We start from the raw sequence: 17925 nt of genomic DNA, 5'->3' as shown, positions 1-17925 counted from the left end.
CCTCCCTGTCGTCGTCCGTTATTCTGCCGCCTGTTGTGTCGATCGGATGGCGGGCAAATTCTTCACCAGCGCGGTCAGCTCCGCCATCTCCTGCTCGGTGAGGTCGGTCAGCGGCGGCCGGACCGGGCCGGAGTCGCGGTCGATCACCTTCATGCCGGCCTTGATGATCGAGACCGCATAGCCCTTCTTGCGGTTGCGGATCGCGATCAGCGGCAGGATGAAGTTCTTCAGGCCGGCATGGATCGTCTCGTGGTCGCGCTGGCGCACGGCGGCGTAGAAGTTGGTGGCGAACTCCGGAACGAAGTTGAACACCGCCGAGGAATAGGTCGTCACGCCCATGTCGAGATAAGGCAGCGCGAACGTCTCCGCGGTCGGCAGGCCGCCGATATAGGTGAGGCGATCGCCGAGCCTGGTGTAGACGCGGGTCATCAGCTCGATATCGCCGATGCCATCCTTGTAGCCGACCAGGTTCGGGCAGCGCTCGGCGAGGCGGGCCAGCGTGTCGGGCTGGAGAATGGCGTTGTCGCGGTTGTAGACGATGACGCCGATCTTCACGGCGGCACAGACTGCCTCGACATGGGCGGCGAGGCCGTCCTGCTCGGAATGGGTGAGATAGGGCGGCAGCAGCAGCAGGCCGTCGGCGCCGGCCTTCTCGGCACCGACGGCGATCTCGCGCGCGATTGCGGTGCCGTAGCCGGTGCCGGCAAGCACGGGCACGCGGCCCTTGGTCTCCTCGACGGCGACCTTGACGATCTGCGGAACCTCTGACGGCGTCAGTGAGAAGAACTCGCCGGTGCCGCCGGCGGCGAACAGGCCGGCAACGTCGTAGCCGCACAGCCAGTCCATGTTGGCGCGGTAGGTCGCCTCGTCGAAGGAGTAGTCAGCCCTGAACGGCGTGACGGGGAAGGACAGGAGGCCGGATCCGATCTTTCGGGCCATTTCCTGCGAGGTCATCTTGCTCACGGGCGCTGCTCCCTTCGTGCGTGCTACGGAGGACGCAAGCCTGCGCGTCCATGCGCCGTGGTTTAGAAGACCGTTCGATGCGCGTCCAAGCCAAAGCCTATATCGACCGATGCGGATTGAGCATCAATCCTCCGTCAGCTCCGCGGAGGACAATTCGCCGGCGATTTTGACCAGAGCCGAGAGCAGCGGATTCTCGTCCTCGCGCCGCCACACCATGAACAGCTCGACGGGCACGCGGGTGCGCAACTTCAGGGGACGCAGGCGCACGTCGGAGATCTTCAGGCTCGCGGCTGCGGCCGGCACGATGGCAAGGCCGAGGCCGGCGCGCACCATCGCGAGGATCGAGTGGATCTGGCTGAGATGCTGGACGTAGCGCGGCAGCACGTCGGCGCGGGTGAACAGCGCGACCAGGAGGTCGTGGAAGTAGCGGCTCTCATAGGGCGAGTACATCACGAAGGGCTGGTCGTCGAAATCCTTGATGGCGATGCTCTCGGCGTTCGCCAGCGGATGCTTTCTCGGGATCGCCGCCAGCAGCGGCTCTGCAACGACGCGGCGGCTGGCGAGTTCGGGACGCGCGATCGGCGGCCTCAGCAGGCCGGCATCGATCTGGCCGGAGGTCAGTGCCTCGAACTGGTCGCCGGACACCATCTCCTTCAGCGAGAAATCGACCTCGGGCAGCTTGGCGCGGCAGGCGGCGACGAGCTCCGGCAGGAAGCCGTAGGCCGCGGCCGCGGTGAAGCCGATCTTGAGCGAGCCGATCTTGCCGAGCGCGATGCGGCGGGCGACTTGCGAGGCGCTTTCCGCAAGCTTGAGGATGCGCCGCGCCTCCGGCAGGAAGCTGCGCCCGGCTGGGGTGAGGCGCACCGAGCGGCTGGTGCGTTCGAGCAGCGGCGCATCGATGATGTGCTCGAGCACCTGGATCTGCCGCGACAGCGGCGGCTGCGTCATGTTCAGCCGTGCAGCGGCGCGGCCGAAATGCAGTTCCTCTGCCACGGTGACGAAGCAGCGGAGCTGGTTGAGGTCGAACATCGATACATGCCTTAGATGGATAAGGCGTTTCCCCGGCACTTCTAGCATCGATCACCCCCAATACAAGACGGCGGCTGGTGAGCCGCCGCAAGTTGCCTGGTCAAGCTCCCGTGAGAGCCCTCAGGAGGAACCTTTGAGCACCACCCGCTCGATCTTGCCGACGATGACGAGATGGGCGAACGCCGCCACCAGCGCGTTGAGGCCGACGAACACCAGCGCGCCGTTGAAGGAGCCGGTCGCAGCCAGGATGTAGCCGATCACGATCGGAGTGGTGATCGAGGAGAGATTGCCGAAGGTGTTGAACAGGCCGCCGGAGACGCCGCCGGCCTCCTTCGGCGAGGTGTCGGAGACGACGGCCCAGCCGAGTGCGCCGATGCCCTTGCCGAAGAAGGCGAGCGCCATGAAGCCCACCACGAGCGCCTGGCCGTCGACATAGTTGCAGGCGATGATCGACATCGACAGCAGCATGCCGCCGACGATCGGGATCTTGCGCGCCATGGTCAGCGAGCCGGTCCTGCGCAGGATCGCATCGGAGATGATGCCGCCGAGCACGCCGCCGATGAAGCCGCAAAGCGCGGGAAGCGTCGCGACGAAGCCGGCTTGCAGGATCGACAGCCCGCGTTCCTTGACGAGGTAGACCGGAAACCAGGTCAGGAAGAAATAAGTCAGCGTGTTGATGCAGTACTGGCCGAGATAGACGCCGAGCATCATGCGGTTGGAGAGCAGCTGGCGGATGTGGTCCCACCCGGAGCCGGATTGCGGTGCACGCTCCTGCTTCAGATCGTCCTTGGGTGCATCGAGATCGACCAGCGCGCCGCCGTCCTTGATGTAGTCGAACTCGGCCTCGTTGATCGAAGGATGCTCCTTCGGGCCGTAGACGGTCTTGATCCAGGCGACACCCATGACGATGCCGAGCGCCCCCATCACGAAGAACACGAAGCGCCAGCCATAGGCGTGCGCGATCCAGCCCATCAGCGGCGCGAAGATCACGGTCGCGAAGTACTGCCCCGAATTGAAGAAGGCCGACGCAGTGCCGCGCTCATTGCCCGGAAACCAGGCCGCGACGATGCGGGCGTTGGCGGGAAACGACGGTGCTTCCGCGACGCCGACGAGGAGGCGCAGCGCGAACAGCACGACGACGGCCGCGCTGGCGCTAAGGAAGCCTACCCAGCCCTGCATCAGCGTGAACAGCGACCAGACGATGATGCTGAAGGCATAGACGAGGCGCGAACCATAGCGGTCGAGCAGCCAGCCGCCCGGCACCTGCGCGATCACATAGGACCAACCGAAAGCCGAGAAGATCCAGCCCATGGCGACGGGATCCAGAAGCAGCTCCCTGGAGAGCGCAGGGCCCGCGATCGACAGCGTGGCGCGGTCGGCATAGTTGACGGTCGTGACCAGAAACAACATGGTCACGATCAACAGCCTGACGCGAGACCTCCTCACGTCCGCTGCGGACACCAGTGCGCTCATCACGCGCCTCCTTAGAACTCGAACATTTCCTCGAGGCGAGTCCTAGAGGCGCGCGCGGCAAAGTGTCCAAGTTCAAGGCAGTATCGATCGATGCCGTCTTTGGATCGATGGGCCAAAGGCGCTGCCTGCGTTGTGGTACGGTGGTGCCACCGCCGTCAGTCTCGCATTTCGTCGCGTCTCGGCGATCACTGGACGGCGACGGCGGTCAGCTTGGCCGCGCCCGGGAACATCTCGGAGCCTGGCAGATTACCCTGAAGTCGAAACAGCCACGGTGATTGACATGCGCGTTCGTCTTCAAATCTCGGCCATGGTGTTCATGATGGCGCAGGCTGTGCTGTTCGGTGCAGGCATGCTGGGGATTCTGCTCAGTCCCCTTCGTGATGAGGCTTCGTTTTACATCCCGGTCATGATCGTCCTGAGCGCAATTGCCTCAGTTGCGATCGCTTGGGAAATCGCGCCGCGGCTGCAGATGCGTTACTGGCACAGCCGGGGCGTCGACCACGATTTCATTTCTGGCTGAACTCCCAGCCGTCGCGCCGAAGCAACGGTGCCCGACGCTACTGCCGCGCGCCCGGCAGCAGCGGTGCGAGCAGTCCGCGCGTTACGCCGGGCGGCACTGCATCGAGCCCCAGCACGGCGCTCGCGGCCGGCAGCGCGGCGTCCGCCATCGCGGCGTGGCCTTCGGCGCTCGGATGCACGGCGCCGCCATAGACGGCGGAGAGCACGCCCCAGGTCGCATCGTGAATGTCGGTGGGCTGGCTCGCGGCCGGTAAGCCCTGCGGATAGGTCATCGCTGCGAAATAGCTGTCATTGGCGTCGCGGATCCAGCGCGCGCGGGGCAGGTAGGCGCGATATTCCGAGGCGCCGCGGCCGCACAGCATGGGCTGGCTCGCCGCGCTGACAATGTCCGGATTGAAGCTCTGGCCGTTCTCGGCAAAACAGGTCCGGTCGAATTCGGGGTCATTGCCCGAATGGGCGCAGAAGCCGTGATCGGCGAACGCGGCCTGGTGCGCATCGACGAAGGTCATGCGGTCGGCTTCGGGATCGCGGCACAGCGCACCGCGGGTGCAGGTGGCGAGCCCTTTCAGCTGCGGCAGGAATTCCGTGTCGACGAAGGTGGAGACGCGGGCGATGCGCTGCGGATCGGCGTTGAAGGACGGATGGATGTCGAAGCCGGCGCGGCCGCCGCGGCAGGGCACGCCGCCGTCGGCGAGCGCAGGATTGGCGTAGGAGACATAGACGACGCGCGAGAGGTCGCCGCCGACGAGCGGCTTCAGCGCCTCGCGTAGCTTGACGAAGCTTTGCGGCAGCTCACGCGTTAGCGCATCGCGGGAATCATCGACGCTCGCCATCACGCCGGAGCGGCGGAACAGCGTCCGCTCGGTCGCGGTGTCGACGATGACGTCGGCGACGAGGCCGGAGAAGTAGACGTCGTTGGCGCCCACCGAAAGCAGCACGAGGTCGAGCGTCCGATCGGGCTGGCGCTTCTTTGCCGCGGTGAGCGCTTCGCGCAGCTCGGCGACCTGGGCGGTCACGCTGGTGTTGCAGACGCCGGACTTGCCGGGCGGGCATTCGCGGGCGCGCTGCGAGCCGAGCAGCCCGTCGGCAATGCTGGCGCCGGTGCAGGCGAGCGGCAGGTAGGTCACGGCGATGTGGGTGTAGCGCAATGCGAGCGCCAGCGCGGTGCGCGTCTGGTAGCTGTACAGCGAGCGGTGGCAGGGCGCGTTGAACCAGAGCGCGCTGTAGCGTTGCCAGTTGGCGAGCGTATCCGGCGCCTCGCAGGCGCGGCCGCCCTTGAAGCCGTGGCGGCTCGGCCGGTAGTACTGCGCGCCGGCGGTACCGAGATAGGAGCGGAAGCAAAATCCTTCGTCCGAGAGTGCCAGCGGCCGGTCCGGATTGCCCTCGCCGGAGGCGATGCTGTCCCCGAGGCCGGCGACGAAAATGTCGCGGACACGGATCTCGGTCTGGAGGCGCTGGGTCGGATCGGAGCCGGCGGAGACATCGACGGTCGCGACCGTCTGCCTGCCGTAGCGGACGCGCAGATTGATCGGCTCGGCGCAGTCGAAGGTCGATTGTTGCGGCCCGTCGCCGTCGTCGAACGACCAGGCGCAGGTGGCGCCCACCGGCACCGCGCCGGTCAGCCGTACCGTCACGGGATGGTCGATCGGGGTGATGTAGTTCTCTTTGACGTTGTCGCGGGTACAGGGCTGGTTGACCCGGCCCTGGAGGTCGATGCAGAGCCGGTTGACCATGTTGCGGGCCCAGCCGCGGCCTTCGCTCTGGAGCTCCAGCGATTGCTCGGCGGCGAGGATGCTGCGGTTACGCGCGTTCTCGACATGGAGCAGGAAGTCGCGCTCCTCGCGAAACAGCCGGAAGCGGTTACGCACCTCCCAATCGATCTGCATGGCGCCGGCATCCTGCGCGGCGGCGCGCTCGGACGGAAAGGCAGTCAAAAGCCCGGCAACCAGCAGAGCGGCCGCGGCGAGAATACGAAGGGGTAAAGGGATCATGGCCCGGGTCTTCAACGGCAAAGTTGAGGCGGAAATAAGAGAGCATTGCTCCGCCGCCCGCAACCTTTGTCTGCGCCAGCTGCCTTAGCGCTTATTGGCCTGCCGCAGCAATCGCTCCCGCTCCATCGGTGTCACTTGCTTTGGCAGGTTGGCCTGCGCGCAGGCCTCCGCCAGCCGCCGCCGCTCCTGCCAAGGCTCGACCACGTTCATCCAGAGCTCGCGCGTGCCCATGATGGAGATGGCGAGGCCGAACGGGATCACGAAATAGAGGATGCGGAACACCAGCAGCGTTGCCAGAAGCTGCTCGCGGCCGAATTCGGGCAGCGCCACCAGCATGGCAGCATCGAACACGCCGATCGAGCCGGGCGCGTGGCTGGCAAAGCCGATCAGGGTCGCCAGAATGAACACGACGGCGAGCGACATGAAGTCGATCGATGGGCTCGCCGGCATCAACAGGTACATGGCCGTGGCGCAGAAGCCGAGATCGACCACGCCGATCAGGATCTGTACCAGGGTCAGCGGCGCCGATGGCAGCACCACCTTCCAGCCCTTTTGGCCGAGCTCGCGGCGCTTCTTGCCCATGCAGAGCCAGACCAGATAGGCGCCGATCGAGGCGAGGCCGCCGAGAGCGATCAGACGGTTGATCGACGACGGGAGCTGATCGATCGCGGAGGCGGCATCCGGATGGATGGCCAGGCCGATCGAGAGCACGAAGATGTTACCGAGCCAGAAGGTCAGACCCGACAGGAAGCAGATTTTGGCGACGTCGATCGCGTTCAGCCCGTAGTCCGAATAGATCCGGAAACGGATCGCACCACCGGTGAATACCGTCGCGCCGATGTTGTGGCCGATCGAATAGGACGTGAAGCTGGAAAGCGCCGCGATGCGATAGGGCACGTGCTTCTTGCCGATCGTTCGCAGCGCAAAAAAATCGTAGAAGGTCAGCGTGCAGAACGCGAAGAAGACGCAGATCGCCGCCAGTCCGATGCTGCCGCGCGGAATCTCGGTCAACGCGGTCAGGATGACCCCGGTATCGATGCCCTTGAGGGTCCGCACCAGCGTGGTGATCGCGAAGGCGATGATGAAGATGCTCGCGGCAATTCCCAGCCGTCGCCAGCCGATCCATCTCTTGAAGCCGCGCTTCAACGCGGGCAGCAGTCCGTGCATTCATCCTCCCGGCGGGGGCAAGACCGGCCGGGCCAGGCTTGGCCGGTCGGGCGCGATCATGGCCAAAGGCAGGCATCGATCGCTAGGCATGATCAAGCTCATTTAAGGCAAAATCAGCGGCTTGTGCAGCCCTTGACAACAATAGGTTCTGCGTTGGACCGGCCACTTTTGTCATACGCGGTTCATATCGGATGCGCGTTAAGCATATGAGTCGTGAAACGGCTCCGCTCGCGCGTTCAGTGCGCCGAGATGATTTCAGATCCTGGCGCCGTCCGCATTGTTCCAGCGCAAGCGGTATCGGCACTTTTTGGAACGTCGATGCCACGTGCTCGTTAGGATTCATCAGCAATCGAACATGGCGGAATATGCGGCTTTTCTCGTGCAAGCCGGCGCCTCCGTGTTCCCCGAAACCCGAGAGGATCGGAACGATGGGACTGTTCACAAAAGACATCAAAACCATGAACGACCTGTTCGTGCATCAGCTTCAGGACATCTATTACGCCGAGCAGCAGCTCACCAAGGCGCTGCCGAAGATGGCAAGCAAGGCCACCGATCCGCAGCTGAAACAGGGCTTTTTGACGCACCTCGAGGAAACCAGGCAGCACGTCGCTCGACTTGAGGAAGTGTTCAAGATGCACGGCATCCCCGTCAAGGCGGTCGACTGCCCGGCCATCGACGGCATCATCGAGGAAGCCGACGAGACCGCCGGCGAAGTCGCCGACAAGGCGGTGCTCGACGCCGCACTGATCAACGCGGCGCAGGCCGCCGAACATTACGAGATCGTGCGCTACGGCAGCCTGATCGCCTGGGCCAAGCAGCTCGGTCGCAACGATTGCGCGGCGGTGCTCGCCAAGACGCTCGAGGAGGAAAAGGCGACCGACAAGAAGCTGACGACGCTCGCCGAAAGCAAGGTGAACCTGCGCGCAGCGAGCTAGCAATAACAGTGCAGCCAGAAAGCGCCGCGCGGCCAACGCGCGGCGCTTTCGTTTCACGCATATCATTCGGTGCTATGAGCGCGCCTGCGTGGGTCGGCGTAGCGCGCGTCAGCCGCGGCGCAGCGCGAAATGCGCGCCGCAAAACGCCATGACGGCACCGAGGCAGAGCGCGGCGAGCCCGGCCAGCACGCCCGAGACGGTCGGGATCGGGCTCGGCGCCGAGGCAGCCTGGCCCGCTCCCGCTAGCAGCAGCACGCCGACCGCGATCAGGAATTGCCGCATCCGCTGCGGGATCTGTCCGGAGACGGCGCTCTGCATCAGGCTCGCCGTGAAATAGCCGCCGGAGAAGCCGACCGTGGCGATCAGCCACCATGCGATCGCCGCGCCCGCCGGCATGAACTCGTGCGTGTCGGAGCGCCAGAGGCCGCCGAGGTCGAGACCATAGCGCGCGCCCAGCATGTGGACCGCGAGCGCGAGCAGCACGCCGGAGATCACGGCGGCGCCGAGAATCAGGCGGCGCGGAAAAAACATCGTCTGAGCCATGTCTCGCTTGTAGGATGGGCGAGGGCGGTCGCGCAAGCGGATCGCGAACGGGATCAATGATCGAGATGCGGGGAGCTGAAGCTGGTTCGGCCACGAGCTACGCCTACAAGGCCTCGCTGATCGGGTCGGCGCATCGTTTCGAGCTGACGGAGCAGGGGCTGTCCTGGCACATCGCCGGACGCTCCGGCCTGTGGCGCTACGACGAGATCTCGGCGATCCGGCTGTCGTTCCGCCCGGTCTCGATGCAACAGCACCGCTTCCGTGCCGATGTCAGCCGCACTGGCGGCGGGCGCATCGCGATCCTCTCGACGAGCTGGCAGACCGCGGCGCTGATGGCGCCGCAGGACAGCGGCTTCCGCGATTTCATTCTCGCGCTGCACGCGCGGATGGCGCAGGCCGGCAGCCGGGCCGAGTTGACCGCCGGCCTTGGCCGCAAGACCTATGCGGCGGCGCTGGCTTTCCTGGCGGTGCTGGCGGTGGCGATGGCGGGGCTGTTGATCCGCGCGCTTCTGATCGGCGAGTTCGCCGGCGCGCTGTTCATTGTCGGCTTCGCCGCGCTATTCGCCTGGCAGGTCGGCGGCTTCGTGCGGCGCAATCAGCCGCAGAGCTACAGTTTCGATCGCGTGCCGATGGCCCTGCTTCCTTAAGTGCAATCGGCCGCAATCAAACGTGACTTCGCCTCGCGGCGCCGGCGTCGCATCTTGCATTCATGTCAGTCATGGACCGCAGCACCCGTCTGCCGACGGCAGACGAGATCGCCAGAATCAACCGCACGCATCTGATCGACACGCCGCTGCGGCCAGCCGACCTGCTGTTCATGTTCGGCACCCGCGAAGACGTTGGCTTGCGTGCCGACACTGCCGCAAGGCTCTGGCGCGAGGGTCTGTTCCGCTGGTCGATTGTCAGCGGCGGTGTAACGCCGGGCTCGGAGCAATCCGAGTGCACGATCATCAAGGCAGCGATGATTGCGGCGGGCATTCCGGCGGACGTTATCCTCGAGGAGCATCGCGCGATGAACACCGGCGAGAACGTGATCTTCTCGCTGCCGGTCATCGACGCGGCGCTCGGACGGCAGAACATCCGCAGTGTGATCTGCCTCGGCAACACCTGGACCGCGCGGCGTTACCCGATGACGCTGCAGCGGCACTGGCCGGAGGTCGAGAAGATGCTGCTCACTGTCGATAGCTTCGCGACGCCGCGTGCGCTCTGGCATACCGATGTCGAATTTCGTCGCCGCATGCTGCACGAATGGGACAAGATCGAGCCTTACAAGGCGTGGGGCTTCATCGCGGATTGGCCGGAGGTCTGAGCTACTCCGTCGAGTCGAAATCCTCTTCCTTGGTGCCGAGTAGCGAGGCGATCGTGCGCAGGCCGGAATCGAGCTGCTCGGGCGACGGCGGAGCGAGGGCGAGCCGCACCGCGTTTGGTGCATGACCATGCGCGATCGCGAAGGTCGAGGACGGCGTCAGCGCGATGCCACGCCTTGCCGCCGCGGCGACGAAGGTCTGCGAGCGCCAGTGCGGCGGCAGTGTCAGCCAGAGATGATAGGAGCGCGCATCCGCGGCGAGCTGGTAGCCGGCCAGGAGCCTTGCGGCGGTCTGCTGGCGGCGCGCCGCGTCGATGCGCTTCAGGCGCGTCAACTCGGCGACGGTGCCGTCGGCCATCAGCCGCTGCCCGGCCGCCAGCGCGTGGCCGGAGGCGATCCAGCCGCCGGTGCGGACCGCGCTCATGACGCTTTCGCGCAAGTGAGGCGGCGCGACCAGGATGCCGAGCGCAAGGCCGGGCGCGACCTTCTTGGACAGGCTGTCGATCACGATGCAGCGATCCGGCCCGAGCGCGGCCAGCGGCGTGTCGTCGGCGAGGAAGCCGTAGACGGTGTCCTCGATGATGGGAAGATCGAGCTTTTCGGCGACGCGCATGATGTCGGCGCGCCGCGTCGCGTTCATGGTGACACCGAGTGGATTCTGGATGATGGGCTGGAGATACAGCGCCGACAGGTGCGCCTCGCGATGCGCCTTCTGGATCGCATCCGGCCGCGCGCCGTGCTCGTCCATCGGAATCGGGACCAGCGTCACACCTAGCCGCGCGGCGATGCTCTTGACGTATGGATAGGTCAGCGCCTCGACACCGCAGCGGCCACCGGTGGGAACGAGCGCCGCAAGCGCGGCCGCGAGCGATTGCTTGCCGTTGGCGGTGAAGAAGATCTGGTCTGCCTGCGGCGCAAAATCCCTGCGCGCGAGATAGGCGGCGGCCGCAACGCGCGCGCTCCTGGTGCCGGTGCTGGTCGAAACGCGCAGCGCGGACTCGAGCGCGTCGACGCGCTCCAGTCCCGCAAGGCTCTTGGCGATCATCGCCCATTGCTGCGGCAGCAGCGGGTAATTGACCTCGAAATTGATGCGCGCCTCGGCCGGCTCGCGCGTCGTCTCGACCTGGCGCCTGATGTCGCCGGAGATGAAGGTGCCGCGGCCGACCTCGCCGACCACGAGGCCGCGGCGGAGCAATTCCGTATAAACCCGGCTCGCGGTCGAGACCGCAATGCCACGGTCATAGGCAAAATTGCGCTGCGGCGGCAGCCGGTCGCCGGGCCTTAACGTGCCGTTAGTGATATCGGCCGCAATGGCATCGGCAAGCTTCACGTACTCGAACTTGGACATTATTGCACCGAGAGCAATGTTTTGCTTGCTCCGAGGAATGTACCGGAGCATTTAAGTTCCATCAAGGTCCGCGATTGAGCCGAGGAGAGCGAGAGCAATCCGACGGCAAATGAGGTGCAGGCGCTGACAGCGTCCGCACCAACGGCACTGCCGTGCCGCGCGGGACGACAGGCCGGAGAAGAAAAATGACCACGATCTCGCAAACTGCCGGGCGGAGTTTACGCCCATCCTCGTCGGGCGGATTTTTCGGCGCGCTCGCCCATGGTGTCTCTGCGCTGTTCGATCGCATCGAGCGCCGCTCCGCCGTCAAGACGCTGAACGAGCTCGACGACCGCGCCTTGCGCGACATCGGCATCACGCGCAGCCAGATCGAGGACGCGGTGTACGGGCAGTTCAAGGCCGGGCTGACGCGGTATTTGTGACTCTCTCTTGTGTCCCGGACGCGCCGCAATGCCTAGCATTGCTGCGCAGAGCCGGGACCCAGCAGGCCACGGCACGCGCTGACGCATGGGCCCCGGCTCTGCCGCGCATCGTCGAAGAGACGCTGCGCTGCGTCCGGGGCACGAGACCGTGGTTTCGTCGCACACTGCGTCAACATCGTCATTGCGAGCCAAGGGGTCCGCGCGAAGCGCGGCCCGATGACGGGTCCGCGAAGCAATCCAGAATCCCACTGCGGAAAGACTCTGGATTGCTTCGTTGGCTCGCAATGACGGAGCAAGGGGCGAGAGCGTACTCTTCAAATTCGCATCTCGCCTGCAATGGGACGCGTTCAGCGCGCCGCACTCAATGCCTGACCACCAGCACCGAGCATTTCGCGTAGCGCACGACGTGCCCGGCGTTGGAGCCGAGGAAATAGGTGCGCATCGCCGGCCGGTGCGAGGTCATCACGATCAGGTCGGCCTTCATCTGCGCGGCTTCCTCCAGGATCTCGTGGTAGATGCCGCCCTGGCGCACCACGCTGGAGATGCGGCTCGGTTCGATGCCGGACTCGCGCGCGACGATGGCGAGGGCCTCCTCCGAGGTCTGACGCTGCTGCTCGTCGAAATCGGCCGGTACGTATTCGGCCAGCATCACCGGCGTCATCGGCAGCACGTTGAGCAGGCGCACCGTGCCGCTCCAGGTCTGCGACAGCGTCGCCGCTGTTGCGATCGCCGGCTTGGCGAGATCGGTGTCGGCGAGGTCGATGGGCACGAGGATGGACTTGAACATCTGCGCCTCCAAATCTTTCGGTCAGCATGTCTTGCCGTAGGTCGCGCGATCATCCCGATCGAAGCAGCTTGGGGCTGACGAACAGCACCAGCTTGCCGCGGCGGTAGGCCACGTCTCCCCAATCCTTGACGTCAAAGTCGAAGATCGCAAGCCCCGCGGTGGGCAGGTTGTCGCTGAGCGCCTTGGCGCCGGCCGGGTCGCCGCCGCCTATCAGCATCAGGGCGGCCTCGTGCATGCCGGGGTTGTGGCCGATCAGCAGCAACCGCTTTGGGTCGGCCGGGGCGGTTGCGGTGCGAATGGCTTCAAGGATTTCCGCGGAATCGGCGCCGTAGAGTTCCGGCAGGACCTCGACCTGCGGCACGGGGACGCGGTCCTTCATCGCCTCCCAGGCGATGTCCCAGGTCTGCCGGGCCCGCACGGCGTGCGACACCAGCACGGTATCGGGGAAGGGTGGATGGGCGGCGATCCAGTCGCCCATCCGCGCAGCATCCTTGTGGCCACGCTCGTCGAGCCGGCGGTCCTGGTCGCGGCCGCTCGGCGCGTCGGTCTCGGTCTTGGCGTGACGCAGCAGCATCAAACGGCGCATGGCATTCTCGAATCGTTGTGTGTCTAGAATAATCTACGGGCGCGGGTCGAGAACAAGGTGACAAGCGCCGGACAGGTCCAAAAGCGCGATGAGTTGGGACGAATCGCCATCGCGCTTTAGAGTTATTGTTTTGAGCATGATCTCCGCGCAAACGCATTTTGCGTTCGTCGCGAGGGAAAACCGCTGCACACCTCTTCGGATCATGCTCTAAGAAAACGACATGAGCGAGACTTTCACAAGCGTGTCCCAGGAAGAAGCCGGCCTTCGCGACCGCGTGCGGCTGACGTTCGATCTCGACGCCGACATCTGCGTCATCGGCGCGGGCCTTGCCGGCCTCTCCATCGCGCTGGAGGCGGCCCGGCTCGGGGCCAGCGTCGCGGTGCTCGAGGGCCGTCATATCGGTTGGAACGCCTCCGGCAACCAGCTTGGCACCGTGATGCCTGGCTTCGCGCTGCCGCTCGCCGACCTGATCGAGCGCATCGGCTTCGAGGACGCGCGCGAGTTGTGGACCCTGTCGAAGGAAGGCGCCCAATTCGTCCGCGCCAATGCCACGGAAGAGAACATGCCGGGAATCGGCCTCAGCGAGGGCGTGCTGGAGGTCTCCAACGTCGATACCGGCGACCGGCTGATCAGCCGGTTGCAGATGCTGAACGAGGATTTCGATACCGAGGTCGAGGGCTGGCATGCCGATCGCGTCCGCGGGCTGCTCAAGACCGACCGCTACTTCCACGGCGTGTATTATCCCAAGGCGTTCCAGGTCGACGGCCGGAAATATGTGCACGGTCTTGCGGCGCTGGCGCGGCGGGCAGGCGCCCGCATCTTCGAGGACACGCCGGTCGTCAGCATCGATCATTCCGGCATCCGCAAACGCATCGTCACGCCCTCGGCACGGCTGCGCGCAACCCACATCGTGCTCGCCGGCAACATTCATCTGGGCGCGCCTCTGAAGCGCCTTTCGGAGACGCTGCTGCCGGTCTGGCGCTATGCCGGCGTCACCGCGCCGCTCGGCGAGCGCCTTCATGAGATCATCGCCTTCAAGGGATCGGTGATGGATTCCGACGGCGTCGATCATTTCAGGATCGTCGAGGGCGACCGGCTGATATGGGAGAGCCCGGAGACCACCTGGGCGGCGCGTCCGCAGCGCTTCGCGGGCGCCATCAGGCGGCGGATCCGCACGATCTTTCCCGAGCTCGGCAATGTCGAGATCACCGACATGTTCGGCGGCGCCACCGGCCAGACCGTGCACGGCATGCCGCAGATCGGCCAGTTGCGCAAAGGCCTGTGGGTGGCGAGCGGGTTCGGCCGCCAGGGCATGAACACCTCCGCCATGGCCGGACAGATGATCGCGCGCAGCATCCTGTGGGGCGATGAGCGCTGGCGGCTGTTCTCGCCGTTCGAGCTGGTCTGGGCGGGCGGCGCCACGGGGCGCGTCGCGGGCCAGCTGGTCGGGATATGGAGCAGGGCGAGCTCCGCCGCGGCAGGCTCGCTCGCCCGCTATCGCGAACGTGCCAGGGTCAAGGACAGGGAACGCGAGGCCCGCCTCGCCAAAGCCAACCGGGCCGCCGGCACCGGCCCGCGCCGTCCGCCGTCCGGCGTTCGGCCGCGGCCGGCCCCGCCGCCGAAACCTGCGGCCCAACGCACAGAACAGGACACAGAACAGGGCACGGAACCGGCTCCTCACGAAGCCGGCATCTCGCGATAAGCCCGAGAAAAATCCCGCCCGGAAGTGTAACGTCGGCCGTTAGAGCCCGTATCTCAGGGCGTGGACTCCCCGCGCACGGAGAATGAGATGGTTGACCGCCGCATCCTATTGACGACTGTCGCCGGCCTGTTTGGCCTTTCGGCCTTTCGCTGGCTGAGAGCATCCCCCGCCGAGGCCGGCGAGAAGGCCGCGGAAAAGTTCGAGATTGTGAAGACGGAGGCCGAATGGCGTGCCCAGCTCACGCCGCAGCAATATGAGATCCTGCGCAATCACGGTACCGAGCGGCCCGGCTCAAGCCCGCTGCTGAAGGAGCATCGCAAGGGCATCTTCGCCTGCGCCGGCTGCGACCTGCCGCTGTTTGCGTCCGAGACCAAGTTCGAGAGCGGCACGGGATGGCCGAGCTTCTACCAGCCGATCGAGGGCAATGTCGGCAAGACCGAGGACCGTGCCTACGGCATGGTCCGCACCGAGGTGCATTGCCGGCGCTGCGGCGGCCACCTCGGTCACGTCTTCGACGACGGTCCGAAGCCGACCGGCTTGCGCTACTGCATCGACGGTTTCGGGCTGGTCTTCCATCCCGCGGCGGCGTCGGCGACGTAAGTCTTTCTCGTCGTCATTCCGGGGCGGTCCGCAGGACCGAACTATGGTGCGCAATTGCGCACCTGAGAATCTCGAGGTTCCGGATTCGATGCTGACGCATCGCTCCGGAACGACACTCGCCCCGGCAATTGTTGCCGGCCCGGCAATTGTGCCCCGGTCGTCCGACCGGGGCCTTTCTGTTTAAGTCATTGATTTCCTGAAGATCCCCGCATTGGCATAGGCCTTGCGACGTCTCTGCCGACTGCGGCCATGGTCGACCGGCCGCCGGGATCGGATTTGGAGACAAGGTTATGGGTATCTTCGATGCAATGAACACCTCGGTGGGTGGCCTGCAGGCGCAGTCCTTCGCGCTTCAGAACATTTCCGGCAACATCGCGAACTCATCCACCACCGGTTACAAGGGCATCGGCACCAGCTTCGTCGACCTCATCCCCGGCTCATCCGTGCCGAGCAAGCAGGTCGCGGGCGGTGTGACGGCCAATTCGAAGGCCACCATCACCACGCAGGGCACGATCTCGTCCTCCACGGTGGCCACCAACATGGCGATCACTGGCGACGGCTTCTTTTCGATCCAGAAAGCGACCGGCGTCGTCGACAACGTGCCGGTGTTCAGCGGGGTCACCTACTACACGAGGCGTGGCGACTTCCAGCTCAATGCCAACGGCAATCTGGTCAACGGCGCCGGTTATTACCTGATGGGCGTCACGGTCGACCCGAAGACCGGCAACCCGACCGGCAGCGTGGCGAACGTCCTGCAATTCCAGAACAACTTCATTCCGGCGCAGGCGACCACCTCGATCCAGTACGCGGCGAACCTGCCGACCCAGCCGAACACGGTGGCGAAAACCACCGCCTCGACCGGCACGCTGCTGGCGGCTGGCGGACTAAACCCATCCGACTTCTCCGCCAACCCGCTGCCGGTCGGCACGCCGCCCGCGCCCTATGCCAACGCAACGGTGTCAGGCGCGGCAGCAACCGGCAACATCCGCTCGGCCTATTCGTCGACGACGGCGACGGGCACGGTTGCGCTCCAGAACAATTCGTCGGCGGTCGCCTCGACAACCACGTCCCTTGACAACGCCGCCGGCACACATCTCGCCTCCAGCATTCTGACCGCGTTGAGCGGCCAGACGCTGACCATCAACGGCAACACCGTCACGTTCGACGGCGGCACCACCGTCTCGACCGTCGGCAGCAATACGACGATTGGTCTCGGTGCGGGCACGACGGCGACCGTGGCCGACATCCTGAATGCGATTCAGACTGCCGGCGGCCCCGGCGTCACCGCTTCGCTCTCGGTCAGCGGCAATATCCAGATCTCGACCGGCACCGGCACTGACGTCGCGATCGGCAGCGGCACGGCCGCCACCGCGCTCGGCATCAGCAGCGTGACGCGCGGCGGCAACGTGTTGTCCTCGCCCGCGATCTCGGGCGCGACCGTGCTGAGCGGCACTGCGACCGCCGGCGGCGCCCAGGTGCTCTCGTCCGGCTTCTCCGCCGGCGACACCATCACCGTCAACGGTCAGACGCTGACCTTCATGAACTCGGGCGCCGCGGGACCGAACCAGATCAACATCACCGACAACGTCACGACCCTGCTCGGCAAGATCGACGCGCTCTCCGGCGCCTCGGGGTCTACGGTCAGCAGCGGTGGCGTGATCACACTGAACACGGGCACCGTCTCCAACCTCTCGGTGTCCAGCTCCAACAGCGCTGCCTTCTCGGCGCTCGGCTTCACCTCGACGATCACCAAGAATCGCGACGGTGGCGGCACGGCCGGCACCGGCGGCGTGATCGGCAACGACGTCGCCACCTTTACCAAGGAATCGATCAGCGGCGGCGCAGTGACCGCCTATAACGCCGCAGGTACGCCGGTGAACCTGCAATTCCGCTGGGCCAAGACCGATAGCGCCTCGCTGGGCGCGGGTCATTCCGACACCTGGAACCTGTTCTACCAGACCGACCCGAATGCGACCGGCACCACGGTCGGCTGGGTCAATACCGGCCAGCCCTTCACCTTTGCCGCCGATGGCTCACTGACGTCGCCGAGCGGCTCGGGCATCACCATCAACAACGTCAGCGTCAGCGGTCAGTCGCTCGGCTCGGTGGCCTTCAACATCTCCTCGGGCGGGCTGACGCAATATGCCAGCACTAGCGGCGCGGTGACCATCAACACCAACACCCAGAACGGCTATGCCGCCGGTCAGCTCCGCTCGGTTGCCGTCAACAACAATGGCGTCGTGGTCGGCACCTTCTCGAACGGCCAGAACCTCAGCCTCGCTCAGGTGCAGCTGTCGCATTTCAACGGCACCAACTATCTGAAGGCACTCGATGGCGGCGCCTATGCCGCGACTGAACAGTCGGGAGACGCCATCGACGGCGCCTCGGGCACCATCAGCGGCTCGTCGCTGGAGGGATCCAACACCGACATCGCCGACGAATTCACCAAGCTGATCGTGACCCAGCAGGCCTATTCGGCCAACACCAAGGTGATCACGACCGCGAATTCGATGGTGCAGGACCTCTTGAACGTATTGCGCTGATCGGCGCGTAA

At 65.5% G+C, this 17925-nt stretch carries 17 protein-coding genes; 8 read left to right on the top strand and 9 right to left on the bottom strand.

The features are described from left to right. Nucleotides 1-18 precede the first annotated feature (18 nt). From kdgD to ACSHT2_RS10610, 3 genes are all read right to left on the bottom strand, one after another. A complete protein-coding gene (gene kdgD / locus ACSHT2_RS10620) occupies nucleotides 19-963 on the bottom strand; it encodes a 5-dehydro-4-deoxyglucarate dehydratase (protein ID WP_440641517.1) in 945 nt (314 codons plus the stop codon). Nucleotides 964-1086: 123 nt separating this feature from the next. Beyond that, the gene (locus tag ACSHT2_RS10615; RefSeq protein ID WP_440641516.1) at nucleotides 1087-1992 is read right to left on the bottom strand and encodes a LysR substrate-binding domain-containing protein; all 906 of its coding nucleotides are present in this window, start codon (nucleotides 1990-1992) and stop codon (nucleotides 1087-1089) included. Nucleotides 1993-2112: 120 nt separating this feature from the next. Next, nucleotides 2113-3465 (bottom strand): MFS transporter, encoded by a 1353-nt coding sequence (locus tag ACSHT2_RS10610; RefSeq protein WP_440641515.1) that lies wholly within the window; start codon nucleotides 3463-3465, stop codon nucleotides 2113-2115. 280 nt (nucleotides 3466-3745) lie between these two features. On the opposite strand from ACSHT2_RS10610, the gene ACSHT2_RS10605 reads away from it, so the two are divergent. Beyond that, nucleotides 3746-3985 carry a hypothetical protein gene (locus ACSHT2_RS10605; protein ID WP_035671870.1) on the top strand — a complete coding sequence of 80 codons (240 nt, stop codon included), beginning with the start codon at nucleotides 3746-3748 and terminating at the stop codon, nucleotides 3983-3985. A gap of 37 nt (nucleotides 3986-4022) precedes the next feature. Here the strand turns inward: ACSHT2_RS10605 and ACSHT2_RS10600 are convergent, their stop codons facing one another. Both ACSHT2_RS10600 and ACSHT2_RS10595 read right to left on the bottom strand, forming a co-directional pair. After that, on the bottom strand, nucleotides 4023-5975 hold the full coding sequence (locus ACSHT2_RS10600; RefSeq protein ID WP_440641514.1) for a hypothetical protein: 1953 nt from the start codon (nucleotides 5973-5975) through the stop codon (nucleotides 4023-4025). A gap of 84 nt (nucleotides 5976-6059) precedes the next feature. Then, on the bottom strand, nucleotides 6060-7142 hold the full coding sequence (locus tag ACSHT2_RS10595; protein WP_440641513.1) for a lysylphosphatidylglycerol synthase transmembrane domain-containing protein: 1083 nt from the start codon (nucleotides 7140-7142) through the stop codon (nucleotides 6060-6062). A 428-nt stretch (nucleotides 7143-7570) separates the two neighbouring features. Here ACSHT2_RS10595 and ACSHT2_RS10590 point away from each other — a divergent pair, with 428 nt between their 5' ends. Further along, a complete protein-coding gene (locus tag ACSHT2_RS10590) occupies nucleotides 7571-8077 on the top strand; it encodes a YciE/YciF ferroxidase family protein (protein ID WP_440641512.1) in 507 nt (168 codons plus the stop codon). A 108-nt stretch (nucleotides 8078-8185) separates the two neighbouring features. Here the strand turns inward: ACSHT2_RS10590 and ACSHT2_RS10585 are convergent, their stop codons facing one another. Beyond that, nucleotides 8186-8620: a hypothetical protein gene (locus ACSHT2_RS10585; RefSeq protein WP_440641511.1), complete on the bottom strand. Its 435-nt coding sequence runs from the start codon at nucleotides 8618-8620 to the stop codon at nucleotides 8186-8188. Between the two features lie 56 nt (nucleotides 8621-8676). Here ACSHT2_RS10585 and ACSHT2_RS10580 point away from each other — a divergent pair, with 56 nt between their 5' ends. Next, complete coding sequence (locus ACSHT2_RS10580) at nucleotides 8677-9267, top strand: hypothetical protein (protein ID WP_440641510.1); 591 nt, start codon at nucleotides 8677-8679, stop codon at nucleotides 9265-9267. 62 nt (nucleotides 9268-9329) lie between these two features. Then, nucleotides 9330-9929 carry a YdcF family protein gene (locus tag ACSHT2_RS10575; protein WP_440641509.1) on the top strand — a complete coding sequence of 200 codons (600 nt, stop codon included), beginning with the start codon at nucleotides 9330-9332 and terminating at the stop codon, nucleotides 9927-9929. Between the two features lies 1 nt (nucleotide 9930). Here the strand turns inward: ACSHT2_RS10575 and ACSHT2_RS10570 are convergent, their stop codons facing one another. Beyond that, nucleotides 9931-11274 (bottom strand): PLP-dependent aminotransferase family protein, encoded by a 1344-nt coding sequence (locus ACSHT2_RS10570; protein WP_440641508.1) that lies wholly within the window; start codon nucleotides 11272-11274, stop codon nucleotides 9931-9933. 185 nt (nucleotides 11275-11459) lie between these two features. On the opposite strand from ACSHT2_RS10570, the gene ACSHT2_RS10565 reads away from it, so the two are divergent. Further along, nucleotides 11460-11696, top strand: a complete 237-nt coding sequence (locus ACSHT2_RS10565; RefSeq protein WP_440641507.1) for a DUF1127 domain-containing protein — start codon at nucleotides 11460-11462, stop codon at nucleotides 11694-11696. Between the two features lie 361 nt (nucleotides 11697-12057). Here ACSHT2_RS10565 and ACSHT2_RS10560 read toward each other — a convergent pair whose 3' ends face one another. Together ACSHT2_RS10560 and ACSHT2_RS10555 are read right to left on the bottom strand one after the other, a co-directional pair. After that, the gene (locus tag ACSHT2_RS10560) at nucleotides 12058-12483 is read right to left on the bottom strand and encodes a universal stress protein (protein WP_035707892.1); all 426 of its coding nucleotides are present in this window, start codon (nucleotides 12481-12483) and stop codon (nucleotides 12058-12060) included. 49 nt (nucleotides 12484-12532) lie between these two features. Further along, nucleotides 12533-13069, bottom strand: a complete 537-nt coding sequence (locus ACSHT2_RS10555) for a SixA phosphatase family protein (RefSeq protein ID WP_028177408.1) — start codon at nucleotides 13067-13069, stop codon at nucleotides 12533-12535. A gap of 220 nt (nucleotides 13070-13289) precedes the next feature. Between ACSHT2_RS10555 and ACSHT2_RS10550 the strand changes: the two genes are divergently transcribed. The 3 genes from ACSHT2_RS10550 (at nucleotide 13290) to ACSHT2_RS10540 (ending at nucleotide 17914) form a co-directional block, all read left to right on the top strand. Then, nucleotides 13290-14771: an NAD(P)/FAD-dependent oxidoreductase gene (locus ACSHT2_RS10550; RefSeq protein WP_440641506.1), complete on the top strand. Its 1482-nt coding sequence runs from the start codon at nucleotides 13290-13292 to the stop codon at nucleotides 14769-14771. An 87-nt stretch (nucleotides 14772-14858) separates the two neighbouring features. Beyond that, the gene (msrB, locus tag ACSHT2_RS10545; protein WP_271533172.1) at nucleotides 14859-15371 is read left to right on the top strand and encodes a peptide-methionine (R)-S-oxide reductase MsrB; all 513 of its coding nucleotides are present in this window, start codon (nucleotides 14859-14861) and stop codon (nucleotides 15369-15371) included. 290 nt (nucleotides 15372-15661) lie between these two features. Next, nucleotides 15662-17914 carry a flagellar hook-basal body complex protein gene (locus tag ACSHT2_RS10540; protein ID WP_440641505.1) on the top strand — a complete coding sequence of 751 codons (2253 nt, stop codon included), beginning with the start codon at nucleotides 15662-15664 and terminating at the stop codon, nucleotides 17912-17914. Nucleotides 17915-17925 lie beyond the last annotated feature (11 nt).

Source organism: Bradyrhizobium sp. PUT101 (assembly GCF_052043945.1).
GTDB lineage: Bacteria > Pseudomonadota > Alphaproteobacteria > Rhizobiales > Xanthobacteraceae > Bradyrhizobium.
The sequence above is the reverse complement of the archived record's forward strand: the minus strand, read 5'-3'. Positions and strand labels throughout refer to the sequence as shown.